General features: G+C 46.3%; 14 protein-coding genes and 2 pseudogenes. 3 read left to right on the plus strand and 13 right to left on the minus strand.

The genetic code is table 11. From position 1 onward, the window contains the following. Positions 1 to 46: 46 nt before the first annotated feature. On the minus strand, positions 47 to 175 hold the full coding sequence (locus T411_RS0104025) for a hypothetical protein (protein ID WP_000402351.1): 129 nt from the start codon (positions 173 to 175) through the stop codon (positions 47 to 49). A gap of 266 nt (positions 176 to 441) precedes the next feature. Here T411_RS0104025 and carA point away from each other — a divergent pair, with 266 nt between their 5' ends. Continuing rightward, complete coding sequence (carA, locus tag T411_RS0104030; protein WP_000045131.1) at positions 442 to 1,581, plus strand: glutamine-hydrolyzing carbamoyl-phosphate synthase small subunit; 1,140 nt, start codon at positions 442 to 444, stop codon at positions 1,579 to 1,581. Between the two features lie 16 nt (positions 1,582 to 1,597). Beyond that, positions 1,598 to 4,828 (plus strand): carbamoyl-phosphate synthase large subunit, encoded by a 3,231-nt coding sequence (gene carB / locus T411_RS0104035; protein ID WP_001126441.1) that lies wholly within the window; start codon positions 1,598 to 1,600, stop codon positions 4,826 to 4,828. 89 nt (positions 4,829 to 4,917) lie between these two features. Here carB and T411_RS0104040 read toward each other — a convergent pair whose 3' ends face one another. The 5 genes and pseudogenes from T411_RS0104040 to T411_RS0104060 all read right to left on the minus strand — a co-directional run bounded on the left by T411_RS0104040 (position 4,918) and on the right by T411_RS0104060 (position 9,212). Beyond that, entirely contained in the window at positions 4,918 to 5,400 is a 483-nt protein-coding gene (locus tag T411_RS0104040; protein WP_000039390.1) for a hypothetical protein, read from the minus strand. 124 nt (positions 5,401 to 5,524) lie between these two features. Beyond that, positions 5,525 to 5,739: pseudogene (locus T411_RS1000000121555) on the minus strand (transposase); the annotation flags it as partial. A 273-nt stretch (positions 5,740 to 6,012) separates the two neighbouring features. Then, complete coding sequence (locus tag T411_RS0104050; protein WP_000612658.1) at positions 6,013 to 6,630, minus strand: retron system putative HNH endonuclease; 618 nt, start codon at positions 6,628 to 6,630, stop codon at positions 6,013 to 6,015. Between the two features lie 12 nt (positions 6,631 to 6,642). Continuing rightward, positions 6,643 to 8,264: pseudogene (locus T411_RS01000000119015) on the minus strand (AAA family ATPase). Continuing rightward, positions 8,265 to 9,212 (minus strand): retron St85 family RNA-directed DNA polymerase, encoded by a 948-nt coding sequence (locus T411_RS0104060; protein WP_001882075.1) that lies wholly within the window; start codon positions 9,210 to 9,212, stop codon positions 8,265 to 8,267. A 485-nt stretch (positions 9,213 to 9,697) separates the two neighbouring features. Between T411_RS0104060 and T411_RS0104065 the strand changes: the two genes are divergently transcribed. Further along, positions 9,698 to 10,483 carry a TSUP family transporter gene (locus T411_RS0104065; protein WP_000423593.1) on the plus strand — a complete coding sequence of 262 codons (786 nt, stop codon included), beginning with the start codon at positions 9,698 to 9,700 and terminating at the stop codon, positions 10,481 to 10,483. Here the strand turns inward: T411_RS0104065 and T411_RS0104070 are convergent. The 7 genes from T411_RS0104070 to T411_RS0104100 form a co-directional block, all read right to left on the minus strand. After that, positions 10,413 to 11,273, minus strand: a complete 861-nt coding sequence (locus tag T411_RS0104070) for a LysR family transcriptional regulator (RefSeq protein ID WP_000923496.1) — start codon at positions 11,271 to 11,273, stop codon at positions 10,413 to 10,415. The two genes, T411_RS0104065 and T411_RS0104070, sit on opposite strands and share 71 nt — an antisense overlap. Before the next feature lie 151 nt (positions 11,274 to 11,424). Continuing rightward, complete coding sequence (locus T411_RS0104075; protein WP_000381501.1) at positions 11,425 to 12,045, minus strand: TRIC cation channel family protein; 621 nt, start codon at positions 12,043 to 12,045, stop codon at positions 11,425 to 11,427. 82 nt (positions 12,046 to 12,127) lie between these two features. Continuing rightward, on the minus strand, positions 12,128 to 12,958 hold the full coding sequence (btuF, locus tag T411_RS0104080) for a vitamin B12 ABC transporter substrate-binding protein BtuF (protein ID WP_000960255.1): 831 nt from the start codon (positions 12,956 to 12,958) through the stop codon (positions 12,128 to 12,130). Then, complete coding sequence (locus T411_RS0104085; protein WP_000447408.1) at positions 12,959 to 13,912, minus strand: cobalamin biosynthesis family protein; 954 nt, start codon at positions 13,910 to 13,912, stop codon at positions 12,959 to 12,961. 12 nt (positions 13,913 to 13,924) lie between these two features. After that, the gene (gene mtnN / locus T411_RS0104090) at positions 13,925 to 14,620 is read right to left on the minus strand and encodes a 5'-methylthioadenosine/S-adenosylhomocysteine nucleosidase (RefSeq protein WP_000689868.1); all 696 of its coding nucleotides are present in this window, start codon (positions 14,618 to 14,620) and stop codon (positions 13,925 to 13,927) included. Between the two features lie 87 nt (positions 14,621 to 14,707). Further along, entirely contained in the window at positions 14,708 to 15,142 is a 435-nt protein-coding gene (locus T411_RS0104095) for a DUF1499 domain-containing protein (RefSeq protein WP_001882072.1), read from the minus strand. Between the two features lie 186 nt (positions 15,143 to 15,328). Next, positions 15,329 to 16,741 (minus strand): FAD-dependent oxidoreductase, encoded by a 1,413-nt coding sequence (locus tag T411_RS0104100; RefSeq protein ID WP_000081715.1) that lies wholly within the window; start codon positions 16,739 to 16,741, stop codon positions 15,329 to 15,331.

Genomic DNA, 16,741 nt, shown 5'->3' on the forward strand with positions numbered 1-16,741 from the left:
TCCTTAAAACTTGATTAAAAATCTTCTCATCCATTTTCAGCGAAAGCTAAGCTTGTTTTGTTGTTATTTTGTCTTCTTGGTGTGCGTTTTGTGGTTTTGTCTTTGTTTTTGGATAAAAACTTGGCTTGTTAACGATTGCTTTATGTGTGGTTGTTTTTTTGCCACCTATTTCCATTTTTAAAATGTTCTTTCTCACCGAGTGGGGGATGAATAGACAGGAATGACTGAGTAAAGATGTTTTTTTGATGGTTTTGATGAATAAATTCATCAGACTCTCGTAAAGATAAATTAAATTTTTAGGCTTGTGTTGACAGCCTCCGATCACATCCCTAGAATATCGCCAATTTGTCTATAGCATCCTAATGCATGAACTCGTGGCTAGTAGGAAGACGAATTTGCAAAATAATTTATTTTTGATGCATTTTTATTCTGGAGGTTATCTTGAGTAAATCAGCACTGTTAGTCCTAGAAGATGGGACAGTGTTCCGCGGAGTGTCCATCGGGGCAGATGGTATTTCCGTCGGTGAAGTCGTTTTCAATACCTCGATGACGGGGTACCAAGAAATCCTCACTGATCCTTCTTATTCCCAGCAAATCGTTACTCTTACTTATCCTCACATTGGCAATACCGGAACCAACTCCGAAGACGAAGAATCCACCGCGATTCATGCTCAAGGCCTTGTGATTCGCGATCTCCCTCTTATCGCTTCTAACTTCCGCAGTGAACAATCCCTCTCTGATTATCTCAAGTCACAAAACATTGTCGGTATTGCTGACATTGATACCCGTAAACTGACTCGTATCTTGCGTGAGAAAGGCGCACAGAACGGCTGCATCATGGCGGGCGATAATCTGGATGAAGCATTAGCACTGGCGAAAGCGAAAGAGTTTCCGGGCCTGAAAGGCATGGATCTCGCGAAAGTGGTTTCCACCAAAGAAGCGTATGCGTGGAAACAAGGCTCATGGACGCTAGAAGGCGGCCTACCTGAAGCGAAAGCGGACAGCGAGCTGCCTTACCATGTTGTGGCTTACGATTTTGGTGCGAAGCGTAACATCCTACGTATGTTGGTGGATCGTGGCTGCCGCTTAACTGTGGTACCGGCGCAGACCTCTGCAGAAGACGTGCTCGCCCTTAATCCAGACGGTGTGTTTCTATCCAATGGCCCAGGCGACCCAGAGCCATGTACTTATGCGATTGAAGCCACACGCGTTTTCCTTGAGAAAAACATTCCTGTTTTTGGGATCTGTCTAGGTCACCAAATTCTGGCACTCGCCTCCGGCGCGAAAACAGTAAAAATGAAGTTCGGTCACCATGGTGCAAACCATCCAGTGAAAGATTTGGATCGCGGTGTGGTGATGATCACCTCGCAAAACCACGGTTTTGCAGCCGATGAAGCGACTCTGCCTGACAACCTGCGTGCAACCCACAAATCGCTGTTTGATGGTTCACTGCAAGGGATTCATCGTACCGACAAGCCAGCGTTTAGCTTCCAAGGCCACCCAGAAGCAAGCCCAGGTCCACACGATGCAGCACCGCTGTTTGACCACTTTATTGAACTGATTAAACAATTCCGCGCTTAATTTGGAGTAGTAGATAATGCCAAAACGTACTGACATTCAAAGCATCCTTATCCTTGGTGCGGGTCCAATTGTTATCGGTCAGGCTTGTGAGTTTGACTACTCAGGCGCGCAAGCGTGTAAAGCCCTGCGCGAAGAGGGTTACCGCGTTATTCTGGTTAACTCAAACCCAGCGACCATCATGACTGACCCAGAAATGGCCGATGCGACTTACATCGAGCCTATCCACTGGGAAGTGGTGCGTAAGATCATCGAAAAAGAGCGCCCAGATGCGATTTTGCCCACCATGGGCGGCCAGACTGCGCTGAACTGTGCGCTGGCACTCGAAAAACATGGCGTATTGGCTGAGTTTGGCGTTGAGATGATCGGCGCAACCGCCGATGCGATTGATAAAGCGGAAGACCGCTCACGCTTTGATAAAGCGATGAAATCAATCGGCCTAGAGTGTCCTCGCGCTGATACCGCAAAAAGCATGGAAGAAGCGTACAAAGTCCTCGATATGGTCGGCTTCCCATGTATCATCCGTCCTTCTTTCACCATGGGCGGCAGCGGTGGTGGTATCGCTTACAACCGTGAAGAGTTTGAAGAAATCTGTACTCGCGGTCTGGATCTTTCACCGACCAATGAACTGCTGATCGATGAATCGCTGATTGGTTGGAAAGAGTACGAGATGGAAGTGGTGCGTGATAAGAACGATAACTGCATCATCGTCTGTGCGATTGAAAACTTCGACCCAATGGGCATCCACACGGGTGACTCGATCACAGTCGCTCCAGCGCAAACCCTGACGGACAAAGAATACCAAATCATGCGTAACGCCTCTTTGGCGGTACTGCGTGAAATCGGCGTAGAAACCGGCGGTTCAAACGTTCAGTTTGGTATCAACCCGAAAGATGGTCGCATGGTGATCATCGAGATGAACCCACGTGTGTCGCGCTCTTCGGCGTTGGCTTCCAAAGCCACCGGTTTCCCAATTGCGAAAGTGGCGGCCAAACTGGCGGTGGGTTTCACTCTCGATGAGTTGATGAACGACATCACAGGCGGCGCAACGCCAGCTTCGTTCGAACCGACCATCGACTACGTGGTCACTAAGATTCCTCGTTTCAACTTCGAAAAATTCGCCGGTGCCAATGACCGCCTGACCACACAAATGAAGTCAGTCGGTGAAGTGATGGCGATTGGTCGTAACCAACAAGAATCACTGCAAAAAGCACTGCGCGGCTTGGAAGTCGGTGCGGCTGGTCTGGATGAGAAAGTGGATCTGGACGCGCCAGATGCCCTGACCAAAATTCGTTATGAGCTGAAAGAAGCAGGCGCAGAGCGTATTTGGTACATCGCGGATGCCTTCCGTGCCGGTATGTCAGTGGATGGGGTATTTAACCTGACCAACATTGATCGCTGGTTCCTAGTGCAAATCGAAGAACTGGTGAAGCTTGAAGCCGAAGTGAAAGCCGGTGGCTTTGCGGGCTTGAACCAAGACGTATTGCGTAAGATGAAGCGCAAAGGCTTCTCTGATGCGCGTCTGTCAAAACTGCTGGGCGTTAGCGAAAACGAAATCCGTCGTCTGCGTGACCAATACAACATCCACCCAGTTTACAAGCGTGTGGATACCTGCGCGGCAGAATTTAAGTCAGATACCGCTTACATGTACTCCACGTATGATGAAGAGTGTGAAGCCAATCCGACTGACAAAGACAAGATCATGGTGCTGGGCGGTGGTCCAAACCGTATCGGTCAAGGTATCGAGTTTGACTACTGCTGTGTACACGCCGCGCTTGCACTGCGTGAAGATGGTTACGAAACCATCATGGTTAACTGTAACCCAGAAACCGTATCAACCGATTACGACACCTCAGATCGCCTCTACTTTGAGCCTGTAACTCTAGAGGATGTGCTGGCTATCGTGCGTGTTGAGAAGCCAAAAGGCGTGATCGTGCAGTACGGCGGTCAAACACCACTGAAACTGGCGCGAGCGCTGGAAGCGGCTGGCGTACCTGTGATTGGTACCAGCCCAGATGCGATTGACCGCGCTGAAGACCGTGAACGTTTCCAACAAGCGGTACAGCGTTTAGGCCTCAAACAGCCAGACAACGCAACCGTAACCGCTATCGAGCAAGCGATTGAGAAGTCGCGTGAAATCGGTTTCCCACTCGTAGTTCGCCCCTCTTATGTTCTGGGTGGCCGTGCGATGGAGATTGTGTACGATGAGCAAGATCTGCGTCGTTACTTCAACGAAGCGGTGAGCGTGTCGAATGAATCACCAGTTCTGCTGGATCGCTTCCTTGATGATGCAACCGAAGTGGACGTGGATGCGATTTGTGACGGTGAGCGCGTGGTGATTGGCGGCATCATGGAGCACATTGAACAAGCGGGTGTTCACTCAGGTGACTCAGCCTGTTCTCTGCCGGCTTACACCTTGAGCCAAGAAATCCAAGACAAGATGCGTGAGCAAGTTGAGAAGTTGGCATTTGAACTCGGTGTTCGTGGCCTGATGAACATTCAGTTTGCAGTCAAAGACAACGAAGTTTACCTGATTGAAGTAAACCCACGTGCTGCGCGTACTGTGCCGTTTGTTTCTAAAGCAACCGGTGCTCCGCTGGCGAAAATCGCGGCGCGCGTGATGGTTGGACAAACTCTGGAGCAACAAGGCTTCACCAAAGAGATCATTCCACCTTACTACTCAGTTAAAGAAGTGGTTCTGCCGTTCAACAAGTTCCCGGGGGTTGACCCACTGCTTGGCCCTGAAATGCGCTCAACCGGTGAAGTGATGGGTGTGGGTGCCACGTTTGCTGAAGCCTATGCTAAAGCAGAGTTGGGCTGTGGCTCGGTTTACCCTGAAGGTGGTCGTGCGCTACTTTCGGTGCGTGAAGGTGACAAACAGCGTGTAGTGGATCTGGCTTCTAAGCTAGTGAAACTGGGTTACCAGTTGGATGCGACTCACGGTACTGCAGTGATTCTGGGCGAAGCGGGCATCAACCCACGTCTGGTTAACAAAGTGCATGAAGGTCGTCCACACATTCTGGATCGCATCAAAAACCACGAGTACACCTACATTGTGAACACGGCTTCTGGCCGCCAAGCAATTGAAGACTCAAAAGTACTGCGCCGTGGTGCATTGGCTCACAAAGTGAACTACACCACCACACTGAACGCCGCCTTCGCAACTTGTATGTCACACACGGCGGATGCCAAAGCATCCGTCACTTCAGTACAAGAGCTGCATGCGCGTGTAAAAGCGAACCAAGCTTAATTGGTATTACAACAAGAGAGGCTCAAGGCCTCTCTGACAACCTCTTTGCCCGCTCGTCAGCGGGCTTTTTTATGCACGGATTTTGGGGTTCAGTTTGATGTAGCGTCTGTGGCTACCAATGTCGCGGCAGTGTCGAGCTTGCCATCCTTATCAACCAAAACCAGACGTTGATGATCACTTGAGAGTTTGACCCATTTGATCTGCTCAATTTCTGGCTGACGCCAATTCAGGATAAACAGTGATGTATTCTCATCTTGCTCAAAGCCGCGCTCGGTATTGAGTTCCCCAAGCGTTACCTGCCCATCAACAGACATCCGATAGCCATCACCGTGACCAATGATCTCCAAGCTGACGGATTTACCATCCACTACGCCATGGTAGATCACACCATCGAAAGCATCGTAGGCAATATCATCCATGCTGTGATCACAACTTTGCGTTGCCTGCTGGTAAGCACCTCCCGCATCTAAACAGCGATCTTGAGCGATAAACTCCCGTCCCCAAAATTGATAAAGCAAGCCGATGGAGACAAGGCCAATGCCTAGCAAAGCCGTGATGCTCTTTTTACTCATGAATATTTCTCTGTCGTTATGTGGTGAAAATTGCCATGCATCATAGTTGGGTTTTATTGGTTGGCCAAAGATATTTGTGAGGCAAATGAAAAGAGTGGGGGAATTTTCTTCGAGAAGAATGGTGGGGGGGGGGGGCGAAGGACACGCTAACCCTTGCCCACTTATCGCGCCACGATTTGCTGAGGCTTGGATGCTGGTTATTCCAAGTATTCACGAACAGATGTGCCTGTTTTGCTTGCTACAATGTGGCTGGGGCATAAATGGTTTTAAGATCTGCTGCAAGGGCTTACATTGTTTCCAACTTACAAAGCAGAGGCTATTGGATTTTTGGTGCACTACACTATCGAGTATATTGGTGCTAATGCCCGCAGCTGCAAAGCTGTTTATCTCATTTCTTTATGAGCTTAAGATCAAAGTTGCCGTTGCGAGTGTTTACACTGTTTTTATCGGCAACATCATGTTTGGCGTAACTAAGATGCTGCTCTATCTCGGCCCAAGTGCATGTTAGGCGAGTGTTTTTGTTAGCTGCTTATACTATATATTGTTCACCAAGCAGGTATTTTAGGTATTTGTAGTCCGCTACTAACTGAACGATAAGCTGGTCTTATATTGTCACATTGTAAGTTCTCGTAAAATATATTTAAAATTACCACTTTTTATAAATTTATTGGTTAGTTCATGTCTATTGTGTTTTGTTGCTTTTAAAATGTATATTAATCTTTCTATTTGTTTTTTTCTTTCTAGTTGTAGGTGTGGTTTATTTAAGCCTAACATGTCGATTGTAGTTTGAATACTATGCTTTTCTTTTCTGTTTTTAAACCCGCGAGGATTTATAAAACCATCAGTGTTTAAAGAGAAATGACTATTGCATGATGGTGATGTCGGCTCAATAAATAAAATGTTATCTTTCTTTTTTTGTCCACAAGTTTGAGTCTTACGATTTTCTTGAATACATGAAACAGCATAATTACTGTAGGTGAAACAGAGATTAGGTTGAGCATTTCTTCCCGATTTTGGTTTAATATGTTCAACTTGCATTTCATCAACGCTATATTTTTTTTCACAGTATACACATAGTTCACCTTGGAGAGTGTGTAGTCTATCTCTTACAATTTTCTTTACTCCTTGAAAGTCATGTGCACTGAAATCTTGAATGGTCAAAGATTGACCTTTTAATTTGACATAATTTTCAAGTTCAGTAGGAGTATTATTGTGTGATAATGGAATCATAATATTTATCTCTTAGTCATCACTTTCAGATTTATCGATAAAAAATTCACGATTTTCTGCTATAAAACGCCACATTTCAATGTCTGCTATATCAAATGTATATCCAGTGCTTTCTATGCGTTTTTTAATCTCTTTGGTCTTTCGACAATCTTCTTGTCCTCTTTTCACCAGAGATTCATATTTTTTTATAAGAGCTAAAATTTCTTCACTATGAACTAATGGAGATTCGGATGTTTCCATGATAGCTAGTGCATCCGAGGCATTTTTGCCAAATGGATTGCTTGTTGGAGATAGTAATTTGAATCTATAGTCTAATTCATTAATTATTTTTATTTGTTCCGAAGTAACTGTTGTTAGAACTAGTGGGCTATGCGTTGATAGGATGAATTGGATATTTGGGAAGGTATTTTCTAGTTTTTGAACAATAGTTTGTTGCCATTTAGGATGTAAATGAAGATCAATTTCATCGATTAAAACAATACCATATCCATTTAACGGATTTTCTAAGCTAGGATTTAGTATTACTAATCTTCGAGCGATATCAGAAACCAAAGCGATAAGTGTTTTCTCACCCTGAGATAGATTAAAAATACTAATCTCACTTCCATTTTTTATAACTGTCATATCTAAGTGAGGTGTTCTACTTATCTTAACTTGATCTATATCGGATACAAAAGTTTTTATGGACTCTTGAATTACTTTTTGTTGTCTAATTAAAAATTCTCTATCTTCATTATTGTTGTAATTATTTTTTTTCTCTAGTAATTGAGAAATAAGACTTCCTATTTTCTCTTTGTTATCAGTCTTAGATAATAAATATTCAATTTCCTCCTTTGTTATAGAGTCATTTGCTTTGAATTCATTAATAATATCATCAATTTCTTTGTACCAAGAAAAAAATCATTGAAATTAGATGTGCCATCAAAGGCATTTTTTAGACCTTCACTTTTATCACTATATTTGGCTTTTTTTCGTTCATAATATTTTACAGCGTCATCTCTTTTAAGAGTTACTGAACGTTCAACTGGATAATAGGCTAATAAAGGGTAAGAGAGAGTATTATTATCCAGTTCATTAGAGCGTTGGTACATGCGTGCTAGAGCTTTAAATTCTTCAAGCTCACTAGACACTTTTCTTGATATGTTTTCTCTGTTCTTTGTTAGGCTACATGAAAAAGAAAAATCATTTTCTATTTCCAAAATACATCTTACAATGGTTTGTCCGCTTATTGAATGGATATTAATTTCTGAATCTTGGAATTTGTAGTTGTTATTATTTTGGATTCTGATGTTATCAGAAAGAAATTGTAGGCATTTGGATATAGATTCAAGGATAGTACTTTTTCCGGAACCGTTATTACCAATAATGATCGTTGTATTTTTTTCTGATGACGTGAATTTTAATTTGGAGAATTTCTTGTAATCATACAAGGAGATATTTCTGAGTCTGATTTTAGCATTGTTGATAATACGTGACACGTTTCTTAGATATAGTTCACTCTGTTCTATGTCCCTTTCTAAAACTTCACCATCGTAGTAATACTCAGAAACAGTAAAGGATGAGTACAGATCTCCCTGTTTAGCCTGTCTAATTTTATCTTTAACATATTTGGGGATTCTAGTTGGCTCATTCATTTAGTTACTTCCTCTGAGAATTTTTTCAACGATGTTCACTTTATATTTATGGCTAAGTCGATGAATATATATAGGCTCTATATTATATGCGAACGCTAACATCCCTTTCATGTGATTAATTTCATCAATGTCAAGATTTTTATTTATGTATTTAAATACTAGAGAAGAGATATATCTTTTCCTACTTCTTCCTATTGATATTTTACTATCGTTAGTTAATGTTATACCAGTAACATGACGATTGTGCTTTTTAGATGAGAAAACGGTTTTTCTTTTATTAATTATTATTCTTCCAGCATATGTTTGTATAATTAACTGCTCAACTATTTCTGGTAGCTTATTTAAAGTGTTTTTTATGTTGGTTGAGAATGTGATATCGTCTGCGTACCTGGTATAGTTAATGCCATGCTTAGTGCATATATCATTAATTATTTTGTCAAATGGGTACATAATAGCATTGGATATTAATGGTGATATAGGAGATCCAACGCTCAATATTAGCTTTCCGTTCCTTTTTTTACTTGGGTTCCAGAATATCAATTGTTCTAGTTTTTCTAACTCATTTACTGAAAGTAGAATGTCATTTTGAATTAAACATTGTCGTAGAATGGTTGGAGTAATACTATTAAAAAAATTTTGGAAGTCCATTTTTAATACATAGGCAGAGTGACTGTGTACTAGAGCATTATCTTTTATACTTCTACCCTTGACATATGCATAGCTTGAGTCATGTACCTTCAATAATGGATTTAGGATAGCATTCAAATGGCGCTGACAAATTTTGAGCTTACTAGAAGGATGCGCGATTGTCCGCCGCCCTGCTTTTCTTTTGGGAATTGAGTATACCTTATATGCATGAGAGCCTCTAACCTCAAGTCTCTCGAACTCCTGAGGCATAATTACATTGTTTGTTAAAAGTTGCTCTCTTAATGTGGTTAGTATATTCAATTTTGTCCTTTTAAGAGTAAACAACCCAAGTATAAATTAACTTGGGTTGTTGCTAGCTCTTTACTAGAGACAGCGAAATGGAGGTTTTTCTCTCCTCTCGCAGTTCAGGGAAATGCGAGAGGAGAGAAAAACCTCCATTTCGCAACCCCAGTGTCGTTCAATAAATTTCAGTCTGGCTAAACGCCCGACTAGACTAATATGTGTAGTCCATTCGCTAAAGAGCACAACAATTTTAATTCATATAGAATCACTTCACAAGCATACCGATTGCGCAGTAATGTGAGTCTAATGGATCTAATGGATAGATTAATTGAGGAATGGGTATAGGAACCTGTGACCAGCCGCCTAGGGCTAGGTGGTACATGTAATAGGGATATGTGTAATATCGATGAATAAATGGAATAGATTGTCGTCTTGCGTTTCGCTGTTTTGATGTTTTGAGCAGTGATACTGTTGGGCTTTGTCATTCAAGATGTTGATTAGAAATGGAACTTTCACTGGAAGTATTGGGGCTGCTGTTTTTAGTGGCGGGAGTTGCGGGATTCATTGATGCCATGGCGGGCGGTGGCGGTTTGCTGACTTTACCAGCCTTGCTGGCCGCAGGGGTTCCTCCGACTCAAGCTCTGGCGACCAACAAACTGCAAAGCTCCTTTGGTAGCTTTTCGGCCACGCTCTATTTTGTGCGCAAGGGCGTTGTGAGCCTAAAAGCGATGCGATTGGCGATTGCTTGTACTTTTGTCGGCGCGGCGCTTGGCGCAGAAGCGGTGCAATATATTGATGCCACTTTGCTGACCAGCCTTATCCCCCTGTTACTGCTCGGAATTTCGCTCTATTTCTTATTGGCACCGACCACCAAAACGCACACAGGGCCTGCGCCTTTATCCGAAACCGCGTTTGCCTTCACGGTAGGTTTTGGTATCGGTTTTTATGATGGCTTTTTTGGCCCCGGTACAGGCTCAATTTTTACCGTCTGCTTTGTGGCTTTGGGGCATTTTAGTTTAGTTGAAGCCACCGCTCGCACCAAGGTACTCAATTTTACGTCCAACATTGCCGCGTTGACCTTCTTCTTAATCGCTGGTTTGCCGATTTGGGAAATTGGCTTAACCATGGCGGTAGGTGGATTTATCGGCGCTCGTATGGGCGCAAAAGTGGTGATTAGCAAAGGGCAGCGTTGGATCCGCCCGTTGGTGATCACCATGTCTATGCTGATGGCGCTAAAACTGCTTTGGGAACAGCATCATGCAGCGCTGTTATCAATGCTTGGACTCTAGAGCTGCGATACCGGCTGGCCCGCAGACAAATATGAATCGGCCGAGTAAGGTCTGCTAATTCAGCAAAATCAAAGCAGTGTTGGGGCTCTATTTTTAGGGTACTGACAATCGAGCGTGGCACTAGGGCGGGTAACATGCCGCCGAGCGCGAGCTGCGCCGCCGCGGTGTAAGAGTCCATCTCCATCGCGGGTCGAATGCCTTGTTTGTGCAGCATGGCCGCTTGATAGGTATTGGCGGGATTGGCTAAATCATTGGTGATAAGCTCACTTGGCAGTGCGTGCAGCGGCGCTTGGCTAATCACGGTAAATGGCTCATCACCTAGATGAAAGGTCAGCAAACCGTGATTGGCGGGCAGATAGCCGGCACAAAAGCCTAAGGTGGCTTTGCCAGATTGCACATTCTCGACAATTCGCGGTGTGTGGTTGGTGGTGATCACCCAATGCGGATCTTGCTTGCGATGTTGCCCCATCGTCTGGCCAAGATAACCCGCGACTAACGTCTCCGAGCAATCCATACGCAGCAGCGTGTTATCTTCCAGTGTCTGCTGCTCGAAAATCAAACCATGCAACTCATTAAAGGTGGGGCCGATACTGGCAATTAATTGCTCGGCATCCGCGGTCAATTTGATATGTCGCCCCGCTGGAACAATCAGTTTCTTGCCGAGTTTTTTCTCTAAATTCGCAATGCGTTTACTGACTGCTGACTGGCTGATATAGAGCTGGCTACCGGTTCGGCTCATGGTTTTTTCTTTGCTGAGCACCAGTAAGGTTTCAATGCCTTCGAGTAACATGTGTTGATGACAAATGGGAATAGATGCGTGGATTGTATGTGGAATCTCAAGCGAGGTCGTGCATTAAGCTCACAAAGTGAACTGAGCTTTAAATACGAGGGAGATTTTTGGGATAGCGGCACCTCGCATGGGGCGTTAGGTGCCGAGCCTGTTATTTGGTCAGGGCAAAGGTTGGCAGAGAAAGGTGCCAGCGGATCGCTCCGAGACGAATTAAGAGCGTGGAAAAAACGCCAGAGAGCAGAGCGGTCGAGCTGCTGTAGCCCATCGCCAGTGCGGTAGTGTGGAAAATGCCACCGATAATACAGGCGGTTGCGTACACTTCACTGCGCAGCACCATAGGAATTTCTCGGGCAAGGACATCGCGGATAATTCCACCGCCGCAGCCCGTTATCACGCCCATAATGATCGCGATTAAGGCGGAATCTTGATAGATCAGCGCTTTTTCAACCCCGATCCCGACGAAAACCGCAAGGCCAATCGCATCGCACACGGGCAAAATCCACCACGCGAGTCTTTTCGGGCGACGCACCAGTAGCATGGTCAGGGCGCAGGTGATCATAATCACCCACAGGTAGTTGGTGTCTTTGATCCAAAATACCGGAGTGGCTCCGAGCGCCATATCGCGAATGGTGCCGCCACCAATTGCGGTCACGCTGGCGAGGACCATGACGCCAAACGGATCCATTTTCAAACGCCCCGCTAAGAGCACTCCAGAAACCGCAAAAACGGCAGTACCAAACATATCAATCAGATAAAGCAGAGAAGTATCCAAAGCGGTCTCACTATCTACACAACGATGAAAAATATCGAGCAGGCAAATTGGGGCGGATTTTACGAGATTTAATCCGCTAAAGTTACTGCTTTTGTGCAATTTTGAGGTATGTGCACACTTGCTCTACCGCATCTAGGGTTCTTGGGGTCGGGCGGTTTAACCAATCGGCATTGAGTGCCCAAACCTGATCGTTTTGCACGGCGCTGAGCTCTGCCTGCCAAGCTCGCCACATGTGGCCATTGGCTATCGCATGCTCTGAGGTAAAAATCACTTGCGGCTGTTTAACCAAGACTTGCTCTATGCTCACTTGCGGATAGGGCACCTCACTGTCGGCAAAAATATTGACGCCCCCACAGAGGCTAAATACTTCACTCGGCCAGTGACCTTGAGCCAAGGTGATGATGGGTTTTTCACTGAGTTGATAGAAATAACGGATCGGCTGATTGCTCGCGTATTGCGTGCGTAAATCCTGTAAACGTTGCCGAAAGTCGTGTGCCGCTTTTTGCCCAACCTCAGGGTTGGCCGAATAGTGACTCAATGCTTCGATATTATCGGCAATTTCATCCAATGTTTTGGTTTGTGAATCGTAAATCGTAAAACCGAGTTGGCGCAGTTTAGCCAATTCACGCGGTGGATTGCCCGCTGGCCAAGCGATGATCAAATCGGGTTTGAGCGTCAGGATTTTCTCGATATTGATGGTTTGATGATTGGCGACGCGCTCCAGTTCGAGCGCTTGTGGCGGATAGTCGCTGTACTCGCTCACCGCAACCAACTTATCACCCAAACCGGCGGCATAAGCAATTTCTGTCGCGTGAGGGGCAAGGCTGATGATGCGCTCGGCGGGAAAAGGCTTGGCCAATAAGCTTGGGGTGATGAACAGAAACGTGCAGGCGATAAGCCGGATAACAAGCATTTATACTCCGCGATAAATCAGTAGTAACAGTAAACTTTCTAGCGCAATCCAGACAAAAATACGCCACGCGATAAGGCTTTGCACTTGCGCAATATGAATCGCCGCTGGGGCGATGCGCCCGCCAATTTTGGCGCGTACGCTTTTTTGCTCACCATAAATGGCAGGGCCGCCTAAGGCGAGCTGCAATTTATTGCCAACCGCACACAGTAGCCAAGCGGGTCCCGGCAATGGCCAACTGCGGCTTTGTTCGAGTACCGTTTTGAAAATCGTCCCCGCTTGTTTACCGAGAATAATCAACAGACTAAATAGGCGCAGTGGCAACCAATCAAGCAGCGCGAGAATACGCACCGCAGTAAAACCAAACGGTTGGAAGGTGGTGCGCGACGGTGACCAAGCACGAGCCAGTTCGGCAATTAAGCGATACAAGAATGCGCCGCTGCCGCCCAGTACTCCATACCAAAACAGCACGCCAATCACGTTACGGCCAAAGCCCATGACTAAGGTTTCCACTCCCGCCTTGCCAAGCCCCAGCGCGGACAGTGTCGTGGTCTGGCGATTGACAAAAGGTTGTAATAAGGCGCGTGCTTGTGGCTTGTCCTCTTTCGCGAGAGCTTGTGCCAGTTGATTGGCTAAAGTCTCTTGGCGTCGCCAATCTAATGACAGAAGCAGCAGCGCTAAATCAAACAGTTGTGGTTGCCAGACTAAGGGTTTGAGTGCCCAAAGAAGTGCCATCGTCGGGAAAATCATCAAACCCCATGCGAGGGCGCCAGACAGGAGATTTTGTGCATAACTGGCTGGTGTGTTGACCTTACTTGCCAGCAGTTCAGCAAACTTGTGCCACAAAGTGACTGGATGCGCAGCATGAGGAATAGGCAGCAGCAGATGAAATAAGAGTGCGCCCCACATCACGAGGAGCGCACCATTGGCATAAAAGTGGGAAAACCCAGTTTCCATTAATGAACTCGCTTATTTGAGCAGTTCGACCATTTTCAGCACCATAGCGGAAGAGCTTTTGGCGGCCAGTGGCAAGAACTCTTCAAACGACAGTGGAGATTCTTTATCAGCAACGTCAGAAATCGCGCGAACCACCACAAAGGGCACCTTGAATTGGTGACAAGTTTGCGCAATCGCAGAGGCTTCCATTTCTACCGCAACAACGCTTGGGAAATGTTGGCGAATAAATTGCTGACGTTCAGCGGTGCACACAAACGCATCACCGGTACAGATAAGGCCACGCACCGCATGAGTATTTGGCAATTGAGCCAGCGCTTGTTCCGCCACTGTCATCAATTTCTCGTCGGCTTTAAAGGCGGCGGGTTGGCCAGCCATTTGGCCAATTTCATAACCAAATGCAGTCACATCCGCATCGTGATGGCGCACTTCGCTTGAAATGACCACATCACCCACATTCAAACTTGCGTCAAAGCCGCCCGCAGAACCCGTATTGATCACCACATCCGGCGCATACTGGCTAATCAGCAAAGCGGTGCCTAATGCTGCCGAGACTTTACCAATGCCTGATTGCAGTAAAACGACGTCGACACCTTGGATTTGACCGCTGTAAAAAGTACAACCGGCTTGGTTAACTTCTTGCACGTCTTCGATGAGATCTTTCAGGATGGCGACTTCTTGTTGCATTGCGCCGATGATGCCGATTTTCATAGGGGCTCTCTTTCATCTATCAATAGGAAAACAGGCCGCAGTGTAGCATGAGCGAACGCAATCGATCGAGATTAGGGGCGATCGAGATTAGGGTTGCTCAAGTAAACCAGACAGCGTGAGCTTTTCGCGCAGCTCTTCAGCGCGGCGACGATTCACTCCAAAATCACTGTAGCCAATCCGCGATTCAGAGCGAACCCATAAGTGATCTTGTTCGATTTTGAGTTCCAGATCATCGACGAAGCGGAATACTTTGGAGGTGCATTCGATACGGAGATACTGGGCATTTTTTTCAGCGGTCACCGCACCAGGAAGAGAAAGGGCAATCCGTTCAACCTGCTCAATCGTGACCCCTGGGCGCAAAATAAACGGTGCAAGGTTAAATTTATCCCGCTCATCTTGAGTTGAAACACAGTTCGGTCGATTGGCGCAAGGCGTGGCGGTGCGGTCTGGCATAGAATCGACTCCCTGACTGCAGGCGGTAAGCGAAAAGGCAGCAATAATGGCATAAAACGATGGGTGCATGTTGGTAAGCTCACTCTCATCTCAGATCCCCCATTCACATGAGGTGGCAGATGGAGTGTCCGCCACTGCAAATCGTTTAGGGTTATCAATCTATTTTGTGCTCATTATAGGTAGCAAAAATAAAAAAGGATCCATAACACTATGAATCCTTTGTTGTTTGCTTCGATCTAATCCCAAAACTGTGAGCTAGACTCCAAGATAGTCGAGAATTCCCTCGGCAGCTTTGCGTCCTTCATCAATGGCCGTGACCACCAGATCCGAGCCGCGAACCGCATCACCACCAGCAAAAATCTTGGGATTGGTGGTTTGATACTGGTAAGTCTGCTTGGCAGGGGCTTTGATGCGTCCCCACTGATCGAGCTCGACATCAAACGGCTCTAACCAAGCCATTTTGTGCGGTTGGAAACCAAACGCCATGATGACGGCATCGGCAGACAAGACGTGCTCGCTGCCTGCGACCGGTTCAGGTTTGCGACGACCTGCCGCATCCGGTTCTCCAAGCGCGGTTTTGACCACTTTCACGCCAGTCACTTGGCCTTGGGCATTCACTTCAATTCCCAGCGGCTGCAAGTTAAACATAAATTCAACGCCTTCTTCTTTGGCGTTTTTCACTTCACGGCGTGAGCCGGGCATGTTTTCTTCGTCACGGCGATAAGCACAAATCACGCGAGATGCGCCTTGGCGAATCGAGGTGCGCACGCAGTCCATCGCCGTATCACCACCGCCGAGCACTACGACATTTTTTCCTGCCATATCAATGAATGGCGCCTCGTTGTTAAGTTCCATCACTTTATAGGTGTTGGAGATCAAAAACGGCAGTGCATCATAAACGCCGGGGGCGTCTTCGTTGGCTAAGCCAGCACGCATATATTGATAAGTGCCGACGCCGAGAAAAACCGCATCGTACTCATCCAGCAGTTGTTGCAGTGTGATGTCTTGGCCGACTTCGACATTGAGACGAAACTCGATACCCATCTCGCTAAAAATGCGGCGACGATTTTCCATCACCCCTTTTTCAAGTTTGAATGAGGGAATGCCAAAGGTGAGCAGACCGCCGATTTCGGGATAGCGATCAAACACGACAGGTCGTACACCGTTGCGAACCAGAATGTCCGCGGCGGCAAGACCAGCTGGGCCCGCGCCGATGATCGCGACTTTTTTGTCGGTCCAGACCACGTTGGACATGTCGGGTTTCCAGCCCATTTCGAAGGCGGTATCCGTAATGTATTTTTCGATGTTGCCAATGGTGACGGCACCGAAATCCGCATTCAAGGTACATGAACCTTCGCACAGCCTATCTTGCGGGCAAACTCGGCCACACACTTCAGGCAGGCTGTTGGTCTGGTGCGCCAAATCGGCCGCTTCGAGGATGCGTCCTTCATTGGCGAGCTTTAACCACTGCGGAATGTAGTTGTGTACTGGGCACTTCCATTCACAGTAAGGGTTACCACAATCGAGGCAGCGATCGGCCTGCGCAGTGGCTTGTTGCTTAGTAAAGGGCTCGTAAATTTCGACAAACTCAATTTTGCGGATGTGCAGCGGTTTTTTGGCCGGATCCACACGATTGACATCGATAAATTGGTAAACGTTTTGGCTCAT

The organism is Vibrio cholerae ATCC 14035 (assembly GCF_000621645.1).
In the GTDB taxonomy this organism is placed as follows: Bacteria; Pseudomonadota; Gammaproteobacteria; order Enterobacterales; family Vibrionaceae; genus Vibrio; species Vibrio cholerae.